The 19,474-nt window shown below is 56.1% G+C and carries 20 protein-coding genes; 19 read left to right on the top strand and 1 reads right to left on the bottom strand.

Annotated elements, in window-relative coordinates:
• Positions 1-12 precede the first annotated feature (12 nt).
• The 19 genes from CWM52_RS16745 (at position 13) to CWM52_RS16650 (ending at position 17,053) form a co-directional block, all read left to right on the top strand.
• Positions 13-966: a beta-ketoacyl-ACP synthase III gene (locus CWM52_RS16745; RefSeq protein WP_100685131.1), complete on the top strand. Its 954-nt coding sequence runs from the start codon at positions 13-15 to the stop codon at positions 964-966.
• Positions 967-981: 15 nt separating this feature from the next.
• A complete protein-coding gene (gene fabD / locus CWM52_RS16740) occupies positions 982-1,911 on the top strand; it encodes an ACP S-malonyltransferase (protein ID WP_100685130.1) in 930 nt (309 codons plus the stop codon).
• A 12-nt stretch (positions 1,912-1,923) separates the two neighbouring features.
• Positions 1,924-2,658 (top strand): 3-oxoacyl-ACP reductase FabG, encoded by a 735-nt coding sequence (gene fabG, locus CWM52_RS16735; protein ID WP_100685129.1) that lies wholly within the window; start codon positions 1,924-1,926, stop codon positions 2,656-2,658.
• A 210-nt stretch (positions 2,659-2,868) separates the two neighbouring features.
• On the top strand, positions 2,869-3,105 hold the full coding sequence (gene acpP, locus CWM52_RS16730; protein WP_000103754.1) for an acyl carrier protein: 237 nt from the start codon (positions 2,869-2,871) through the stop codon (positions 3,103-3,105).
• An 86-nt stretch (positions 3,106-3,191) separates the two neighbouring features.
• Complete coding sequence (fabF, locus tag CWM52_RS16725) at positions 3,192-4,433, top strand: beta-ketoacyl-ACP synthase II (protein ID WP_100685128.1); 1,242 nt, start codon at positions 3,192-3,194, stop codon at positions 4,431-4,433.
• A gap of 132 nt (positions 4,434-4,565) precedes the next feature.
• Positions 4,566-5,375, top strand: coding sequence for an aminodeoxychorismate lyase (pabC, locus tag CWM52_RS16720; RefSeq protein WP_100685127.1), 810 nt, complete (start codon positions 4,566-4,568; stop codon positions 5,373-5,375).
• Positions 5,376-5,377: 2 nt separating this feature from the next.
• Complete coding sequence (gene yceG / locus CWM52_RS16715) at positions 5,378-6,400, top strand: cell division protein YceG (RefSeq protein ID WP_100685126.1); 1,023 nt, start codon at positions 5,378-5,380, stop codon at positions 6,398-6,400.
• A complete protein-coding gene (gene tmk, locus CWM52_RS16710) occupies positions 6,390-7,031 on the top strand; it encodes a dTMP kinase (RefSeq protein ID WP_100685125.1) in 642 nt (213 codons plus the stop codon). Before yceG ends, tmk begins: the two co-directional genes overlap by 11 nt.
• Positions 7,028-8,032 (top strand): DNA polymerase III subunit delta', encoded by a 1,005-nt coding sequence (holB, locus tag CWM52_RS16705; RefSeq protein ID WP_100685124.1) that lies wholly within the window; start codon positions 7,028-7,030, stop codon positions 8,030-8,032. Before tmk ends, holB begins: the two co-directional genes overlap by 4 nt.
• A gap of 10 nt (positions 8,033-8,042) precedes the next feature.
• Complete coding sequence (locus tag CWM52_RS16700; RefSeq protein ID WP_100685123.1) at positions 8,043-8,828, top strand: metal-dependent hydrolase; 786 nt, start codon at positions 8,043-8,045, stop codon at positions 8,826-8,828.
• 303 nt (positions 8,829-9,131) lie between these two features.
• Entirely contained in the window at positions 9,132-10,565 is a 1,434-nt protein-coding gene (ptsG, locus tag CWM52_RS16695) for a PTS glucose transporter subunit IIBC (protein WP_100685122.1), read from the top strand.
• Positions 10,566-10,909: 344 nt separating this feature from the next.
• A complete protein-coding gene (hinT, locus tag CWM52_RS16685) occupies positions 10,910-11,266 on the top strand; it encodes a purine nucleoside phosphoramidase (RefSeq protein WP_100685120.1) in 357 nt (118 codons plus the stop codon).
• Between the two features lie 3 nt (positions 11,267-11,269).
• The gene (locus CWM52_RS16680; protein ID WP_100685119.1) at positions 11,270-11,644 is read left to right on the top strand and encodes a YcfL family protein; all 375 of its coding nucleotides are present in this window, start codon (positions 11,270-11,272) and stop codon (positions 11,642-11,644) included.
• 21 nt (positions 11,645-11,665) lie between these two features.
• The gene (lpoB, locus tag CWM52_RS16675) at positions 11,666-12,301 is read left to right on the top strand and encodes a penicillin-binding protein activator LpoB (protein WP_160704053.1); all 636 of its coding nucleotides are present in this window, start codon (positions 11,666-11,668) and stop codon (positions 12,299-12,301) included.
• A complete protein-coding gene (gene thiK / locus CWM52_RS16670; RefSeq protein ID WP_100685117.1) occupies positions 12,282-13,100 on the top strand; it encodes a thiamine kinase in 819 nt (272 codons plus the stop codon). Before lpoB ends, thiK begins: the two co-directional genes overlap by 20 nt.
• A 20-nt stretch (positions 13,101-13,120) precedes the next feature.
• Positions 13,121-14,143, top strand: a complete 1,023-nt coding sequence (gene nagZ / locus CWM52_RS16665) for a beta-N-acetylhexosaminidase (RefSeq protein ID WP_100685116.1) — start codon at positions 13,121-13,123, stop codon at positions 14,141-14,143.
• Between the two features lie 26 nt (positions 14,144-14,169).
• A complete protein-coding gene (gene ycfP, locus CWM52_RS16660; protein ID WP_100685115.1) occupies positions 14,170-14,712 on the top strand; it encodes an alpha/beta hydrolase YcfP in 543 nt (180 codons plus the stop codon).
• A 240-nt stretch (positions 14,713-14,952) separates the two neighbouring features.
• Entirely contained in the window at positions 14,953-16,257 is a 1,305-nt protein-coding gene (locus CWM52_RS16655; RefSeq protein ID WP_100685114.1) for an NAD(P)/FAD-dependent oxidoreductase, read from the top strand.
• 256 nt (positions 16,258-16,513) lie between these two features.
• The gene (locus tag CWM52_RS16650) at positions 16,514-17,053 is read left to right on the top strand and encodes a glycine zipper 2TM domain-containing protein (protein WP_100685113.1); all 540 of its coding nucleotides are present in this window, start codon (positions 16,514-16,516) and stop codon (positions 17,051-17,053) included.
• Between the two features lie 56 nt (positions 17,054-17,109).
• On the opposite strand, the gene CWM52_RS16645 is transcribed toward CWM52_RS16650, so the two are convergent.
• Positions 17,110-19,296, bottom strand: coding sequence for a TonB-dependent siderophore receptor (locus CWM52_RS16645; RefSeq protein WP_100685112.1), 2,187 nt, complete (start codon positions 19,294-19,296; stop codon positions 17,110-17,112).
• Between the last annotated feature and the right edge of the window lie 178 nt (positions 19,297-19,474).

Below are 19,474 nucleotides of genomic sequence, written 5' to 3'. Positions count from 1 at the left end.
GACTGAGCGTACATGTATACGAAGATTATTGGTACCGGCAGTTATCTGCCCGAGCAAGTGCGTACTAACGCCGACCTGGAAAAAATGGTAGAAACGTCTGACGAGTGGATTGTCACTCGTACGGGTATCCGTGAACGTCGTATTGCTGCACCGAATGAAAACGTTGCGACGCTGGGTTTCGAAGCGGCAAAAAATGCGCTGGAGATGGCGGGTGTTAAACCGGAGCAAATTGGTCTGATCGTTGTTGCGACCACCTCGGGGACTCACGCCTTTCCAAGTTCGGCTTGTCAGATTCAGTCTATGCTGGGTATTAATGGCTGCCCGGCCTTTGATGTGGCGGCAGCGTGCGCAGGCTTTACCTACGCGCTGAGCATCGCCGATCAATATGTGAAAAACGGCGCGGTGGACTACGCGCTGGTGATTGGCGCTGACGTTCTGGCGCGCACCTGCGATCCTGACGATCGCGGGACGATCATTATTTTTGGTGATGGCGCGGGAGCCGTGGTGCTGGGCGCTTCTGAAGAGCCGGGGATCATTTCCACCCACCTGCATGCGGATGGCCGCTACGGCGAGCTGTTAACGCTGCCGAACGCCGATCGCATTGAGCCGGAAAATCCTGTCTATCTGACGATGGCGGGCAACGAAGTGTTTAAGGTTGCCGTGACCGAACTGGCGCACATTGTTGATGAGACGCTGGCGGCTAACAATCTCGATCGCTCGGCGCTGGACTGGCTGGTACCGCATCAGGCTAACCTGCGAATTATCAGCGCGACGGCAAGAAAACTGGGGATGTCGATGGATAACGTGGTGGTGACGCTCGATCGTCACGGCAATACCTCCGCGGCTTCCGTTCCCTGTGCGCTGGATGAAGCAGTTCGCGACGGCCGCATCCAGCGTGGTCAGCTGATTCTGCTGGAAGCCTTTGGTGGCGGTTTCACCTGGGGTTCCGCGCTGGTTCGTTTTTAGTATAAGGATTTAGACATGACGCAATTTGCTTTTGTGTTCCCGGGACAAGGTTCTCAGACGGTTGGCATGTTGTCTGACATGGCAGCAGCGTATCCGGTTATCGAAGAAACTTTCCGTGAAGCCTCTGCGGCGTTGGGTTACGATCTGTGGGCGCTTGCTCAGCAGGGCCCGGCGGAAGAACTGAACAAAACCTGGCAGACTCAGCCTGCGCTGCTGACCGCTTCCGTGGCGCTGTATCGCGTCTGGCAGCAGCAGGGCGGCAAGACCCCGGCTCTGCTGGCAGGTCATAGCCTGGGTGAGTATTCCGCGCTGGTTTGCGCCGGCGTGATTGATTTTGCCGACGCGGTGCGTCTGGTCGAGATGCGCGGCAAATTTATGCAGGAAGCCGTCCCGGAAGGGACCGGCGCGATGTCCGCGATTATCGGTCTGGACGATGCGTCGATTGCCAAAGCCTGCGCAGAGTCCGCTGAAGGGCAGGTCGTGGCCCCGGTCAACTTTAACTCACCGGGCCAGGTCGTGATTGCCGGTAACAAAGAGGCTGTAGAACGTGCAGGTGCGGCTTGTAAAGCTGCCGGCGCTAAACGGGCGCTGCCGCTGCCGGTGAGCGTCCCGTCCCACTGCGCGCTGATGAAGCCTGCGGCGGAAAAACTGGCCGTTGAACTGCAAAACATCACTTTTAACGCACCGCTTATTTCGGTGGTGAACAACGTTGATGTGAAGTGTGAAACGGCGCCAGACGCGATTCGCGATGCGCTGATTCGCCAGCTGTACAGCCCGGTTCAGTGGACTAAAACCGTTGAGTTTATGGCATCCCAGGGCGTAGAACACCTGTATGAAGTGGGGCCGGGTAAAGTCCTCACCGGCCTGACCAAACGTATTGTTGACACCCTGACCGCTTCCGCGCTTAACGAGCCAGCAGCGATGTCTGCGGCGCTTGAGCAATAAAAGAGGAATACCATGAGTTTTGAAGGAAAAATCGCGCTGGTTACCGGTGCAAGTCGCGGCATTGGCCGCGCAATCGCAGAAACGCTTGTCGCCCGTGGTGCGAAAGTGATCGGCACGGCCACCAGCGAGAGCGGTGCGCAGGCGATCAGCGATTACCTCGGTGCCAATGGCAAAGGTATGCTGTTGAATGTGACCGATGCGGCATCTATCGAATCGGTACTGGGAAATATTCGCGCAGAGTTTGGTGAAGTGGATATCCTGGTTAATAATGCCGGTATTACTCGTGATAACCTGTTAATGCGGATGAAAGATGATGAGTGGAACGATATTATCGAAACCAACCTGTCATCAGTTTTCCGTCTGTCAAAAGCAGTAATGCGCGCTATGATGAAAAAGCGTCACGGGCGCATTATTACTATCGGTTCTGTGGTCGGTACCATGGGAAATGCTGGTCAGGCCAACTACGCTGCGGCGAAAGCGGGTCTGATTGGTTTTAGTAAATCGCTGGCACGTGAAGTCGCGTCCCGCGGTATTACTGTTAACGTTGTTGCTCCGGGCTTTATTGAAACGGACATGACGCGTGCGCTGTCTGAAGAGCAGCGTGCGGGTATTCTGGCGCAAGTTCCTGCGGGTCGCCTCGGCGATGCAAAAGAAATCGCCAGTGCGGTTGCGTTCTTAGCTTCTGACGAAGCAGGTTACATCTCTGGTGAAACCCTGCACGTCAATGGCGGAATGTATATGGTCTGACCGAGATTTGCGCAAAACGCTCAGGAACCACTCAGTCTGTGTGGTCCCGAATGCGGTTTTGTGCAAAATGATTTGCGTTCTGAGGGCAAACACCCGCAAAATAGCGTAAAATCGTGGTAAGACCTGCCGGGATTTAGTTGCAAATTTTTCAACATTTTATACACTACGAAAACCATCGCGAAAGCGAGTTTTGATAGGAAATTTAAGAGTATGAGCACTATCGAAGAACGCGTTAAGAAAATTATCGGCGAGCAGCTGGGCGTTAAGCAGGAAGAAGTTACCAACAATGCTTCCTTCGTTGAAGACCTGGGCGCTGATTCTCTTGACACCGTTGAGCTGGTAATGGCTCTGGAAGAAGAGTTTGATACTGAGATTCCGGACGAAGAAGCTGAGAAAATCACCACTGTTCAGGCTGCCATTGATTACATCAACGGTCACCAGGCGTAAGTGAACATCTCCAGGCGGTCATTCGACCGCCTGAGTTTTATCTTTTTGTCCCACAAGAATCTATTTTCCCTCCCTGGAGGACAACCGTGTCTAAGCGTCGTGTAGTTGTGACCGGACTGGGCATGTTGTCTCCTGTCGGCAATACCGTAGAGTCTACCTGGAAAGCTCTCCTTGCCGGTCAGAGTGGCATCAGCCTGATCGACCATTTCGATACTAGCGCCTATGCAACAAAATTTGCTGGCTTAGTAAAGGATTTTAACTGTGATGACATTATCTCGCGCAAAGAACAGCGCAAGATGGATGCCTTCATTCAATATGGAATTGTTGCAGGCTGGCAGGCCATGCAGGATTCTGGTCTTGAAGTAACGGAAGAGAACGCAACCCGCATCGGTGCCGCTATTGGTTCCGGCATTGGCGGTCTCGGCCTGATCGAGGAAAACCACAGTTCGTTAACCAACGGCGGACCTCGTAAGATCAGCCCGTTCTTTGTACCGTCGACAATTGTTAACATGGTGGCCGGACATTTGACCATCATGTTTGGTCTGCGTGGGCCGAGTATCTCTATCGCGACCGCTTGTACTTCCGGCGTACACAATATTGGTCAGGCTGCGCGTATCATTGCGTATGGCGATGCAGACGCAATGGTGGCCGGCGGTGCGGAAAAAGCCAGTACCCCGCTTGGCGTGGGCGGCTTTGGTGCCGCGCGTGCGCTCTCAACCCGCAACGACAATCCGCAGGCGGCAAGCCGTCCGTGGGATAAAGATCGTGACGGTTTTGTGCTGGGCGACGGTGCGGGTATGGTCGTGCTGGAAGAGTACGAGCACGCCAAAAAACGCGGCGCGAAAATTTACGCGGAAATCGTCGGCTTTGGTATGAGCAGCGATGCTTACCATATGACGTCTCCTCCGGAGAATGGCGCCGGTGCGGCCCTGGCGATGGTGAATGCCATCCGCGATGCAGGGATTGAACCTGGCCAGATTGCTTACGTCAATGCGCACGGCACCTCGACGCCGGCGGGCGATAAAGCAGAAACTCAGGCGGTTAAGTCTGTCTTCGGCGATGCGGCGAGCCGCGTGATGGTCAGCTCAACCAAATCAATGACCGGGCACCTGCTGGGCGCCGCCGGAGCAGTAGAATCAATCTACTCCATTCTGGCGCTGCGCGATGGCGTGGTTCCGCCGACCATCAACCTGGATAATCCGGATGACGGTTGTGACCTCGACTTCGTTCCGCACGAAGCGCGTCAGGTTTCCGGTATGGAGTACGCGCTGTGTAACTCCTTCGGCTTTGGTGGCACCAACGGTTCACTGATCTTTAAAAAGATCTAAACCCGTTGCGCTTGCCGCTAAATTCTGACTCAGGCCTGCATAAAATGCGGGCCTTCTTTTTTCTTCAGCTTTCTCTGCTTGTCCTGCGTAATTCATCCTGAGACACTGACAGGCCACCGATAAGGAGCCGCTATGTTCTTGATTAATGGCATTGAACAGGACACCCTCGCCGCCAGTGACCGGGCAATTCAGTTCGGCGACGGGTGCTTTACTACCGCGCGTATCGTGGAACATAAAGTGCAGATGTTGCCCGCCCACCTTCGTCGTTTGCAACTGGCCTGCGCGGCGCTGATGATTCCCTACGCGCAATGGCCGCAGCTGGAAGCTGAAATGCAGCGCCTGGCGCATGAACAGCAAAGCGGCGTGCTGAAAGTGATACTGACGCGGGGCGCGGGTGGTCGCGGCTACAGCGGTGCAAACTGCCAGTCGCCCACGCGTATTCTCAGCGTTTCAGCGTATCCGGCCCATTATGCGCGCTGGCAAGAAGCTGGCGTTACGCTGACGCTAAGCCCGGTTCACCTCGGGCGTAATCCATTGCTGGCCGGGCTGAAGCATCTGAACCGACTGGAACAAGTGTTGATCCGCTCTCATCTTGAGCAGACGGACGCCGATGAAGCGCTGGTTCTTGACAGCGACGGGTGGCTTACGGAATGCTGTGCCGCGAATCTGTTCTGGCGCAAGGGGAGGGATGTGTTTACGCCACGTCTCGATCACGCCGGCGTCAATGGCATTATGCGTCAGCATTGTATCGCGCAACTGGCACAATCGCCGTTTCGCGTTGTCGAAGTCACAGCGCGCGCTGATGCGTTGCGAGACGCCGATGAAGTGCTGATATGCAATGCGCTGATGCCGCTGATACCGGTTCGCCGCTGGGACGAGACATACTGGTCCTCGCGAGAGCTTTATCATTTTTTAGCCCCACTGTGTGAGCTGTCTGGTTAGTCATGAAGAAAATGTTACGATTTATCCTGCTGTTGTTGGTCGTGCTGGGCATTGCCGCAGGCGCAGGCATCTGGAAAGTTCGTCAGCTTGCGCAGAGCAAGTTGCTGATAAAAGAAGAGACTATCTTCACCTTAGAGGCCGGTACCGGGCGCATGGCGCTGGGTGAGCAACTGTATGGCGACAAGGTGATCAACCGGCCGCGGGTATTCCAGTGGTTGCTGCGTCTTGAACCCGAATTATCCCACTTCAAAGCCGGTACCTACCGCTTCATGCCGAACATGACGGTACGTGACATGCTGCAACTGCTGGGCAGCGGCAAAGAGGCCCAGTTCCCGCTGCGGTTTGTGGAGGGGATGCGGGTGAGCGACTACCTGCGTCAGCTGCGCGATGCGCCGTACATCAAACATACGCTGGCAGACGACCGTTACGAAACGGTTGCCGAGGCGCTTAACCTCGAACATGCGGACTGGGTTGAAGGCTGGTTCTGGCCAGATACCTGGATGTATACCGCCCATACCAGCGATGTGGCGATCCTCAAGCGCGCGCATCAGAAGATGGTTGCGCAGGTCGAAAAAGCCTGGGAAGGGCGGATGGATAATCTGCCGTACAAAGATCAGAACCAGCTGCTGACCATGGCGTCCATTATTGAAAAAGAGACGGCGGTTGCCGCAGAACGCGACCGCGTGGCGTCGGTATTTATCAATCGTCTGCGCATCGGCATGCGTCTGCAGACCGACCCGACCGTGATCTACGGTATGGGAGAGCGTTATACTGGCAAGCTGACCCGCAAAGATCTGGAGACGCCGACGGCATACAATACCTACGCGATCGGCGGTTTGCCGCCGGGGCCCATCGCCGTACCGGGAGAAGCCTCTCTGAACGCCGCGGCGCATCCGGCGAAAACGCCTTATCTCTATTTTGTTGCCGATGGTAAAGGCGGGCATACGTTTAATACCAATCTGGCCAGCCACAACCGCTCGGTACAGGATTATCTGAAAGTACTTAAGGAAAAAAATGCGCAGTAACTATATCGTTATCGAAGGCCTGGAAGGTGCAGGGAAGACCACCGCGCGCAATCTGGTGGTGGAGGCGCTGCAGGAGTCGGGTATCAGCGATCTGGTGTTTACCCGTGAGCCGGGCGGCACAATTCTGGCCGAGAAGCTGCGCAGCCTGGTGCTGGATATTCAATCCACCGGCGATGAAGTGATTAATGACAAAGCCGAAGTGCTGATGTTTTACGCCGCCCGCGTTCAACTGGTCGAGACGGTGATCAAACCCGCTCTGGCAAACGGCCAGTGGGTGATTGGCGATCGTCACGACCTGTCGACCCAGGCCTATCAGGGCGGCGGTCGCGGTATCGACCAGACGATGCTGGCTACGCTACGCGATGCGGTACTGGGCGATTTTCGCCCGCACCTGACGCTGTATCTGGACGTGACGCCGGAGGTGGGCCTGAAGCGCGCGCGCGCGCGCGGCGAACTCGATCGTATTGAACAAGAATCGCTGGATTTCTTCAATCGTACCCGCGCGCGCTACCTTGAGCTGGCGGCGCAAGATCCCACTATCCACACCATCGATGCGACGCAGTCGCTGGAAGCCGTCGCAAGCGATATCAGAGCGGTTATCAGCCGCTGGGTCGCGGAGCAAAGCGCATGAAATGGTACCCATGGTTACGCCCGTCATTTGAACAATTAGTCGCCGGCTATCAGGCTGGACGGGGTCACCATGCGTTACTACTTCAGGCCTTGCCTGGCATGGGGGGCGAGGCGCTGATCTATGCGCTGTGCCGCTATCTCATGTGCCGCCAGCCGCAAGGAAATAAAAGCTGCGGGCAGTGTCACAGTTGCCAGCTGATGCAGGCTGGCACGCACCCCGATTACTACACCCTGGCACCGGAAAAAGGCAAAAGCGCCCTCGGCATTGACGCCGTGCGTGACGTTAACGAAAAGCTTTATGAGCGTTCCCGCCTTGGCGGCGCCAAAGTAGTGTGGACAGGCGATGCGGCCTTGTTAACGGATGCGGCGGCGAATGCCCTGTTAAAAACGCTGGAAGAGCCGCCGGAAAACACCTGGTTTTTCCTCGCCTGTCAGGAGCCCGCGCGGTTGCTGGCCACGCTGCGTAGCCGCTGTCGCCTCCATCATCTTGCGCCGCCGTCAGAGTCCTACGGGCTGGCGTGGCTGGAACGCGAGGTGACGATGCCGCAGGAGGCGCTGCTCTCCGCGCTGCGTCTGAGCGCGAATGCGCCTGCGGCGGCGCTGGATCTGCTGCAGGAGAGTCACTGGGCTTCCCGGCAGCAGTTGATCCAGTCGCTGGCGGGGGTCTTAAGCAGCGGCGACTGGCTGGCGCTGCTGCCGATACTGAATCACGAACAGGCTGCGGTTCGTTTGCACTGGCTGGCATCGCTGCTGCTGGATGCACAAAAACGGCAGCAGGGAATCACCCTGGTGAGCAACCCTGATGCCTGGACGCTGGTCAATCAGCTGGCGCAGACGCTGCCTGCCGCCCGTTTGCAGGCGATCGCACGCGACGTCAGCGCCTGCCGGGACCAGCTGTTGAACGTGGTTGGCGTCAACCGCGAACTGCTGCTAACCGAGCGCCTTCTGCGCTGGGAACATTACCTGCAACCTGGGACGGTACTTCCCGTATCCCACCTCTGAGCGAGACATTATGTTTTTAGTCGACTCCCACTGCCATCTGGATGGTCTGGATTATCAAACGCTGCACAAAGACGTAGACGATGTGCTGGCGAAAGCCGCTGCCCGCGATGTGAAGTTTTTCCTCGCCGTGGCCACGACGCTGCCGGGATACCGCGGAATGCGTGAGTTGGTCGGCCCGCGCGACAATGTGGTTTTCTCCTGCGGCGTCCATCCGCTTAATCAGGATGAAGAGTACGATGTTGACGAGCTGCGCAAGCTGGCGGCGGAAGAGGGGGTTGTGGCAATGGGGGAAACCGGGCTGGACTATTTTTACACCCCGGAAACCAAACCCCGTCAGCAGGCCTCCTTCCGCGATCATATCCGCATTGGCCGCGAACTAAACAAGCCGGTTATCGTGCATACCCGCGAAGCCCGCGCCGACACGCTGGCTATTTTGCAGGAAGAAAAAGTGACGGATTGCGGTGGCGTACTACACTGTTTCACTGAGGACAGGGAGACCGCCGGTAAATTGCTGGATATGGGGTTCTATATCTCGTTTTCCGGTATCGTCACCTTCCGCAATGCCGAGCAGCTGCGCGATGCCGCGCGCTATGTTCCGCTTGACCGCCTGCTGGTGGAAACCGACTCGCCGTACCTGGCGCCGGTCCCGCATCGCGGTAAAGAGAACCAGCCGGCAATGGTACGCGATGTGGCGGAATACATGGCGGTACTGAAGGGCGTTTCGCTTGAGCAACTTGCGCAACAGACCACGCAAAATTTCGCCAGCCTGTTCCACATTGACCCCGCCAGACTGTAACCTGCCGATCTTTCTATTATTTTAAGGCTCGTAATTAATAAATAAAGCGAGTAAAGTTCACCGCCACAAAAGGGGCGGTGACGTGCTTTTGGTTACATTTAGATACAGATTATGTAAGTTGATGTAAACTTTCCCACGCCGACTGATTGAAACGTGATAGCCGTCAAACAATCATTCCGCCAATTATTTTACTCTGTGTAATAAATAAAGGGCGCTTAGATGTCCTGTCCACTGCACGGTTCTCCCCCCGTGCCAATGCGTGAAAACGTAAAAAGCACCAAATACTCAGGAGCACTCTCAATTATGTTTAAGAATGCATTTGCTAACCTGCAGAAGGTCGGTAAATCGCTGATGCTGCCGGTCTCCGTACTGCCTATCGCAGGTATCCTGCTGGGCGTCGGTTCCGCAAACTTCAGCTGGCTGCCAGCCGTTGTTTCCCACGTTATGGCAGAAGCAGGCGGTTCAGTCTTTGCCAATATGCCATTGATCTTCGCTATCGGTGTGGCGCTTGGCTTCACCAATAACGACGGCGTATCTGCGCTGGCTTCTGTTGTTGCTTACGGCATCATGGTGAAAACCATGGCGGTCGTTGCGCCGCTGGTTCTGCATTTACCTGCGGAAGAAATTGCGGCCAAACACCTGGCTGATACCGGCGTACTCGGCGGTATTATCTCTGGTGCTATTGCAGCGTACATGTTCAACCGCTTCTACCGTATCAAGCTGCCTGAATATCTGGGCTTCTTTGCGGGCAAGCGTTTTGTTCCGATTATCTCCGGTCTTGCCGCTATTTTCACCGGCGTGATCCTGTCCTTCATCTGGCCACCGATCGGCTCTGCTATCCAGACCTTCTCTCAGTGGGCGGCATACCAGAACCCGGTAGTAGCCTTCGGTATCTACGGCTTCATCGAACGCTGCCTGGTACCGTTTGGTCTGCACCACATCTGGAACGTTCCTTTCCAGATGCAGATTGGTGAATACACCAACGCGGCAGGTCAGGTGTTCCACGGCGATATCCCTCGTTATATGGCAGGCGACCCGACTGCGGGTAAACTGTCCGGCGGCTTCCTGTTTAAAATGTACGGCCTGCCGGCTGCCGCTATCGCCATTTGGCACTCCGCTAAGCCGGAAAACCGCGCGAAAGTGGGCGGTATCATGATCTCCGCAGCGTTGACCTCGTTCCTGACCGGTATCACCGAGCCGATCGAGTTCTCCTTCATGTTCGTTGCGCCGATTCTGTACGTTATCCACGCAATTCTTGCCGGTCTGGCCTTCCCGATCTGTATTCTGCTGGGTATGCGTGATGGTACGTCGTTCTCTCACGGCCTGATCGACTTCATCGTCCTGTCTGGTAACAGCAGCAAACTGTGGCTGTTCCCGATCGTCGGTATCTGCTACGCCATCGTCTACTACGTTATCTTCCGCGTGCTGATTAAAGCACTGGACCTGAAAACTCCGGGTCGTGAAGATACCACTGAAGACAGCAAAGTCGGTGCGACCAGCGAAATGGCTCCGGCACTGATTGCTGCGTTCGGCGGTAAAGACAATATCACTAACCTTGATGCATGCATCACCCGTCTGCGCGTCAGCGTGGCCGACGTCGCGAAAGTTGATCAGGCTGGCCTGAAAAAACTGGGCGCTGCCGGTGTGGTTGTTGCTGGTTCAGGCGTTCAGGCAATCTTCGGCACCAAATCCGATAACCTGAAAACTGAAATGGATGAATACATCCGCAGCAACTAAGTTGTGATGTGGGGAGACTAAGGCAGCCAAATGGCTGCCTTTTTTATGCTCTCAATCCGGCGGATGAAACCGCAGGCGCGTATCGGGGCAAAAAAGAGAGGTCGGCGAGCGTCTTTAATACGTCTGCTGCTGTCGGAAGGGCGCTTAAGCGCGCGCGGCGGAAAGCCGCAAGCCGCGATATGATGAATCCATCGGCAGCTAGCATCGTCGCGACATAAGAAAAAGCGCATTCAGGTTGAAAGAGAGGGAGCAACTCGCTCATACTCTTAGGCGAGTCCTGTGCATCCGCGTTTATCTGCAGAGGCAGGCCAGAGCACGGTATAAAAATTAATAAGGAATCAGTCATGGCAGAAGAAACGATTTTTAGCAAAATCATTCGCCGGGAGATCCCGTCGGATATGGTTTATCAGGATGAACGGGTGACCGCATTTCGCGATATTTCCCCGCAGGCGCCGACCCACATTCTGATTGTCCCCAATATCCTGATTCCTACCGTCAACGATGTCACCGCTGAACATGAACTGACGCTGGGGCGCATGATGACCGTTGCGGCGAAAATTGCGCGTGACGAAGGTCTTGCTGATGATGGCTATCGTCTGATTGTTAATTGCAACCGCCACGGCGGCCAGGAAGTCTACCATATCCATATGCACCTGCTGGGCGGTCGCCCGCTGGGTCCGATGCTGGCTCACAAAGGTTAATCGATGCGCGCAGCTCATTTCGGCTCGCTTCTGGCGGCTGTGCTCCTGGTCGGGTGCGGTTCCCATGCGGAAATCCCCGTTGCTGAACAGCAGACGCTGGTGATGGAATCCAACGTGCTGGCGGCGGGCATCAGCGCCGATGCGCCAGAGGTTACGGCCTCCGAGATTCAGGCTACCGCCACCTCCAGGCTGTTTAATGAACGCCAGCAACCGATCACCGTGCATTACCGCTTCTTCTGGTATGACGCCAGAGGGCTGGAAATGCATCCGCTGGAGCCGGCCCGTAGCATCACGGTGCCTGCGCACTCTTCTGTCACCTTGTACGGTAGCGCGAATATTTTGGGGGCGCATAAGGCCCGCCTGTATCTTTATCTGTAAGGGGTAATTGTAATGATTAAAATGTGTCGCTACGCGTTAATTACGGCACTGGCGATATTCCTTGCTGGGTGCGTGGGGCAACGTCAGGAGCCCGCTCCCGTTGAGGAGGCGCAGCCGAAGCCAACGCAGCCCGCGCAACCGCAGCCGACGGTGCCAACCGTGCCGACGGTTCCGTCTATTCCGGGGCAGCCGGGGCCGATTGAACACGAGCAGCAGCCGGCACAGCCAGCGCCGCGCGTGCGTCATTATGACTGGAATGCGGCGGTACAGCCGATGGTGGGGCAAATGCTGCAGGCGGGCGGCGTCAATGCGGGGAGTATTCTGTTGGTCGACAGCGTGAATAACCGCACCAACGGCACGCTAAACGCCGCCGACGCGACGGCGGCATTGCGCAATGCCCTGAGCGGGAACGGCAAATTCACGCTGGTGTCCGCTCAGCAGCTGGGCGTGGCAAAACAGCAGCTAGGTTTATCCCCGCAGGATAGTCTCGGCAGCCGTAGCAAAGCGATGGGGATTGCCCGCACAGTGGGCGCTCAGTACGTGCTGTACTCGAACGCGACCGGCAACGTCAATTCACCTGAGCTGAAAATGCAGCTGATGCTGGTTCAGACTGGCGAGATTATTTGGTCAGGTAAAGGTGCCGTTCAGCAACAGTAAACTGACGCGCGATGAGGTATTGTCGCGCTTTTTCCCCCGCTATGCACCTGTCGCCGGCCTGGGCCAGAATGGCCTGAGCGGCGGCTGCTGTATTATCAGCGATGGTGTCCGGCGGCTGGTTCTGCGCCAGCCGCACGACTCTGACGCGCCCGTCCGTGAATTTCTCCGCCAGTACCGTACTCTGTCTCGCCTGCCGACGACCGTGGTCCCCGCACCGCTTTTCTATGCGCCGGGCTGGCTGGTGGTGGAATATTGCGACGGTGAGATGAAAAGCGCGCTCCCGGAGTGCCCGCAGCTGGCAGGGTTATTGTATCATCTGCACCGGCAGCCGCGTCTGGGCTGGCGTGTGGTGCTGGCACCGCTGCTTGAACGCTACTGGCTGGCGTGTGATCCAGCGCGGCGTACACCGCGATGGCTACGTTGGCATAAGCGTTTGTTACAGCGCGGGGAGCCTCATCCTCTGCGGCTGGCGCCGCTACATATGGATGTGCATGCCGGCAATATTGTCCATACCAAAACAGGGCTGCGGTTGATCGACTGGGAATATGCGGGCGATGGCGATATTGCGCTGGAGCTGGCCGCGGTGTGGGTTGCGCCGGCAGAGCATCGTCAGCTGGTCGCCGCATATGCCCGGCGGGCGCGCATTGATGAGTGGCTGCTGTGGCGACAGGTACAACGCTGGCGTCCGTGGGTCATTTTGCTGATGGCCGGCTGGTATGAACGCCGTTGGCAGCAGACCGGCGACCGGCAGTTTATCACGCTGGCAGATGAAACATGGTGTCAGTTAGACAAAGAATGAAAAGGATAAGAGAGGTCAGTGTGGGTCCGGTAATGTTGGATGTCGAAGGGTTTGAACTGGATGCGGAAGAGCGTGAGATTCTCGCCCATCCGCTGGTAGGCGGACTGATTTTATTCACCCGCAACTATCACGATCCGGCCCAGCTGCGGGAGCTGGTGCGCCAGATCCGCGAGGCCTCGCGCAATCACCTGGTGGTGGCCGTCGATCAGGAAGGCGGCCGCGTGCAGCGCTTTCGCGAGGGCTTTACCCGCCTGCCGGCCGCGCAATCTTTCGCCGCGCTGCTGGGGATGGAAGAGGGCGGCGCGCTGGCGGCTCAGGCCGGTTGGCTGATGGCCAGCGAGATGATCGCGATGGATATCGATATCAGCTTTGCGCCGGTTCTTGATGTCGGCCACATCAGTGCCGCGATCGGCGAACGCGCTTATCATGAGGATCCGGATAAAGCGCTGGCTATCGCCCGCCGCTTTATCGACGGTATGCACGAGGCGGGGATGAAAACCACCGGGAAACACTTCCCGGGACACGGCGCCGTGACCGCAGATTCGCATAAAGAGACGCCGCGGGATCCGCGGGCTGAAGCCGAGATTCGGGCCCGGGATATGGCGGTTTTCCGCACCCTGGTGGCGGAACATCGTCTCGACGCCATTATGCCCGCCCACGTTATTTACAGCGATGTGGATCCGCGCCCGGCCAGCGGTTCAGCGCACTGGCTGAAGACGGTATTGCGCGGCGAGTTAGGTTTTGACGGCGTAATTTTCTCTGACGACCTGTCGATGGAGGGGGCGGCGATCATGGGCAGCTATGCCGAACGCGGGCAGGCATCGCTGGATGCCGGTTGCGATATGATCCTGGTCTGCAATAATCGTAAGGGGGCGGTCAGCGTGCTGGATAACCTGTCGCCGATCAAAGCAGAGCGTGTTACGAAATTGTATCATAAAGGCTCATTTACCCGTCAGGAGTTAAGGGATTCTGCCCGTTGGAAGACGGTTAATGCGCAGCTGGAGCAGCTCCACGCGCGTTGGCAAGAGGCGAAGTCTGCGTAATTGACCTGAAGTCTGGTGAGGATACGATGATTATCTATTTACACGGTTTTGACTCAAACAGTCCCGGAAACCATGAGAAGGTGCTGCAGCTGCAGTTTATCGATCCCGATGTGCGTCTGATAAGCTACAGCACGCGGCACCCAAAACATGATATGCAGCACTTGTTAAAAGAAGTCGATAAAATGCTGCAGCTCAATACTGACGATCGGCCGCTGATTTGCGGCGTCGGCCTGGGCGGCTATTGGGCGGAACGGATTGGTTTCCTTTGCGATGTGCGTCAGGCCATTTTTAACCCCAATCTGTTTCCCGCGGAAAACATGGAAGGCAAGATCGACAGGCCTGAAGAGTACGCTGATATCGGGACCAAGTGCGTCAACAATTTCCGCGAGAAAAACCGCGATCGCTGTCTGGTGGTACTCTCCCGCCAGGACGAGGCGCTGGACAGCCAGCGTTCGGCTGACCTGCTGCATCACTACTATGAAATCATCTGGGATAATGAGCAGACCCACAAGTTCAAGAACATCTCACCTCATCTGCAGCGGATAAAAGCCTTTAAGACGCTAGGCTGAGTCACTCCTCCGCAGCGGCCCGTCGTAGAGACATACGACGGGCTTTTTTTATGTCGCCAATAGTGGCATGGTTAAAAAACAGGCGGTAAAACTTGATGCATATCAATTTTGGTATGACCAATGACCCGTTCATGGTATTCTCAATTTCGCTGAATGGTTTCACTGCTGTAACTTGTTGTTAAATAAGAGCTATTTGTATAACTTTTAATTAACAATTGGTTAATATTTTTAGGGGGTCTCGTGACTACACCATTGAAAAAAATCGTAATCGTAGGTGGCGGCGCCGGTGGACTGGAACTGGCGACTCAGCTGGGTGGAAAGCTGGGGCGTAGCAAAAAAGCGAAAATCACGCTGGTGGATCGTAACCATAGCCATCTGTGGAAGCCGTTGCTGCATGAAGTGGCGACCGGTTCGCTCGATGAAGGTGTTGATGCGCTGAGCTATCTGGCCCATGCCCGCAACCACGGTTTCCAGTTCCAGCTGGGTTCAGTGGTGGATATTAACCGTGAAGCGAAAACCATTACGCTGTCTGAGCTGCGTGACGAGAAGGGCGAGCTGCTGGTTGCCGAGCGCAAGCTGCCGTACGACACGCTGGTGATGGCGCTGGGCAGTACCTCTAACGACTTTAATACCCCGGGCGTCAAAGAGAACTGTATTTTCCTTGATAACCCGCATCAGGCCCGTCGCTTCCATCAGGAAATGCTGAACCTGTTCCTGAAATACTCGGCTAACCTCGGCGCCAACGGCAAAGTCAATATCGCGATCGTCGGCGGCGGGGCGACCGGCGTTGAACTCTCGGCTGAGCTGCATAATGCGGTAAAACAACTGCACAGCTACGGTTATAAAGGGCTGACCAACGAAGCATTGAATGTCACCCTGGTTGAAGCGGGTGAGCGTATTCTCCCTGCGCTGCCGCCGCGTATTTCCGGCGCCGCTCACAGTGAGCTGACCAAGCTTGGCGTGCGCGTTCTGACGAAAACCATGGTAACCAGCGCCGATGCGAACGGCCTGCACACCAAAGACGGCGAGTTTATTAATGCCGACCTGATGGTGTGGGCGGCAGGGATCAAAGCGCCGGACTTTATGAAAGAGATCGGCGGTCTGGAAACCAACCGCATTAACCAGCTGGTGGTTCAGCCAACGCTGCAAACGACGCTGGACCCGGATATTTATGCCATTGGCGACTGCGCCTCCTGCGCGCGTGCGGAAGGCGGATTTGTGCCGCCGCGCGCCCAGGCGGCCCACCAGATGGCAACCTGCGCGCTGAATAATATTCTGGCGCAGATGAAAGACAAACCGCTGAAATCCTACGTCTATAAAGATCACGGTTCGCTGGTTTCGCTCTCCAACTACTCAACCGTGGGGAGCCTGATGGGCAACCTGATGCGCGGTTCGATGATGGTCGAAGGGCGTATTGCGCGTTTCGTCTATATCTCTTTGTACCGTATGCACCAGATTGCGCTGCACGGCTACTGTAAGACCGGTCTGATGATGCTGGTAGGTCGCATCAACCGCATCATTCGCCCGCGCCTGAAGTTGCACTGATTGTCTGTTCGCCCCGTTCCCGGATTGTGCCGCCAGGCCAGTTCGGGATGGCGGGCGGCGACGCAGGTTGAGCCGGTCAGCGCCTTGCCGGCTCAATGACAGAATTTCCGTCTGTCATCTCGCGCATAACATCTCAGATTCCTCTGAATCCACGCCATTTGCCGCTTTTCCCCGCATTTTTCATCCGCTTTCTCATTTGCAAGGTCCCCGGGTCGATAGCAAAATTGTTTCTATCAGCAACAAGGGAGGATACCCCGTGAATAAATCAATGTTGGCGGGTATAGGGATTGGCGTGGCTGCCGCGCTGGGTGTTGCAGCTGTCGCTGGTCTTAACGTCTTAGATCGTGGCCCGCAATATGCGCAAGTGGTGTCCAGTACACCGATAAAAGAGACCGTAAAAACTCCGCGTCAGGAATGTCGCAACGTCACCGTGACCCATCGTCGTCCGGTACAGGATGAAAACCGCATCGCCGGCTCCGTTCTTGGTGCCGTTGCTGGCGGGGTCATCGGTCATCAGTTTGGCGGCGGTCGTGGCCGCAGCGTGGCGACCGTGGTGGGCGCGCTGGGCGGCGGTTACGCCGGTAACCAGATTCAGGGGTCGATGCAGGACGGGGATACCTACACCACCACGCAGCAGCGCTGTAAAACGGTGTACGATAAGTCGGATAAAATGCTGGGCTACGATGTGACCTATAAAATCGGCGAGCAGCGAGGAAAAATCCGCATGGAACACGATCCCGGCACGCAAATTCCGCTGGACAGTAACGGCCAGCTGGTCCTCAACAACAAAGCGTAAAAAAGACGTTGACTGTGATTTGCCCCTCCTTCGCTCAGGCTGAGGGGCTTTTTTTATCAGAAACTGACGGCGTAGTTCAGGCCAAAGGTACGGCCACGACCTTTGTATTGATACAGTGAACTGCTGCCGTAGGTCGGGCTATACAGCAGCGGGGCGCGCTGTCCCCAGATGGTGACATAGTCTTCGTTCAGCAGGTTTTCGATGCTGAAGGTCAGTTTGCCCACCGGGAGCGCATAGCTGCCGATAAAGTCTACGGTATTATAGCCGTCGAGTTTTTTACCGCTGGCATCGCTCAGGTCGAACACCTGCTGGGTTTGCACGCGCAGCGACCACGGGTCCGGCGCCCAGCCGACCCAGGCGGTGGCTTTTGATGGCGAAGCGAGAGTCACATCCCATTTCTGCCAGCTACCGGCACTCTTCACCTGAGATTTCAGCACGTTGAAGTTCGCACCGGTGCTCCAGTCGCTATCCGGGAAGAAGTAATCGACGGCCCCTTCCACACCGTAAATACGCCGCTTGTCGGATTGTACGTCGATAGTCATATCGCTACGGTTAACGACAATGGTTTTGTCCGAGGTGGAGTAGTATGCCGCCAGCTGGGTGCGCAGGTTATCACCGGTGTAACGCCAGCCCAGTTCGTAGGAGTTGACTTTGATCCCCTGCAGCGGCGAATCACCGACGTTGACGCTCGACAGCAGGGGATAGTTGCCGTTGATCGCCGTGCCGTATTTGCCGATACCATAGTATTTACCCGGGTCCGGCAGCTCAACGCCCTGTGAGAAGTTAAACCAGGTCTGCTGACGGTCGGTGAGGTGGGCGACAATGCCGGCGTTAAACAGGAAGTTATCATAATCCGTTTTACCACCCGGGATGGCATCGGCCGATTTCACTTTGCCGCTGGCGACATCCTGCTGCTGAGCGTAGCCGACAAAATCATCAACCCGGTTTTCCGTCCACTGATAGCGCACGCCGCCGCTCAGGGTGAAAATGTCATTCAGGTCATAGCTGCTTTGCAGGAACGGCGCCAGGTTAGTGATGCTGTAGCCCGGGTAGCGTCCCGTCGTGTAGATAGCCTCGTTGTGCAGCCCGCCTGACGCCATCGAACGCGGCAGATCGAAGAACATCTGATTAGCGTTGAAGGTCTCGTGATCGGCATCCAGTCCCCAGGTCAGATCCCAGCCGTCAAGCGGTTGGCTGTTGAGGGTAATTTTCGCGCCGTACTGATCGGTATCCTGCTTTGACGAGGAGAAACTGCTGACCTTGCCTTTGCTGAGGGCCGGGAAGGGATAAAAGGTCAGCGACTCGTCGCGATAATAGATCTGGCTGACCAGGTTCTGACCATAGAAGTCGGCATCGGAGTATTGCAGGCTAATCAGATGCCTTTCGGTACCAGGAACGCGGTCGGAATTGAGTCCGTCGGTGGTATAGGCTTTGCCCTCACCGGTGACGGCTGACATGTTCTTGCCGAGATACAGGCCGTAATCATCGCCCTGGCTTTTATAATACTGCGTCACCAGCTGCAGTTGACGGTTATCGTCAATGTTGATGGTGCCTGTCCCCATCACGTCCAGGCGATCCGAGTGCTGCAGGCCGGTCTGGGTATTATCAAGGATCAGCGCATCGTTGTTGCCATCGTACCAGCCGCCAAAACGCTGATATGCCACCGATAACCGCCCGGATGCATGGTCTGTGCCGCCGCTGACCGCCGCCGCTACGCGTTCATCGCGATCGTTGCTGTTGGCAAATCCGCTTTTACCGCCCACTTCCAGATCGACCTGCCGTTCCTGCTGCCCTTTTTTAGTCACAATATTGATCAGGCCGCCGGTACTGCCGCCGCCGTACAGCGAGGTCGCGCCGGAGATGACTTCAATATGCTCAATGTTGAACGGGTCGATAGCGTCGAGCTGACGACTGTCGGTACGGGAGGAGTTGAGGCGTATGCCGTCGATCAACACCACGATAGCCCGTCCACGCATATTCATTCCGTAGTTGGTTCGTCCCTGGCTGCTGACATCAATGCCGGGAATCAACTGGGCCAGAACGTCTTTGAACTCTTTTCCGCCCTGCACCTGCTGTTCTATCTCCTGGCCTTCGATAACCCAGGTCGTTTGGGCCATTTCGGCGACGGTGCGGTGAGTTCGGTTGGCACTGACGATAATGTTTTCTTCATCTGCCTGCGCGGCAAAAGCGGGCAGGGCGGTGGCCAGCAGCAGTGGGTTCAGCACCCAGAGACGCTTGTTCATACGCATTCCTTTTATGAGTTAACGGCATTCATGTTGTTTTTAGTTTTCGATGCGGGCGCATCGATTGTTACAGATGGAAATAAGCAGAAAAACTTAAGAGCGGATTTTGCACGTAGTGATTATTATTATCAATATCATTTACAACAAAAATGGCGCGTAACGATGTGAAAACATTAAT

The sequence above is a fragment of the Raoultella sp. T31 genome, from assembly GCF_002806725.1.
In the GTDB taxonomy this organism is placed as follows: Bacteria; Pseudomonadota; Gammaproteobacteria; order Enterobacterales; family Enterobacteriaceae; genus Klebsiella; species Klebsiella electrica.
Note: the sequence above shows the minus strand (reverse complement) of the source record. Positions and strands in the feature narration are given on the sequence as shown.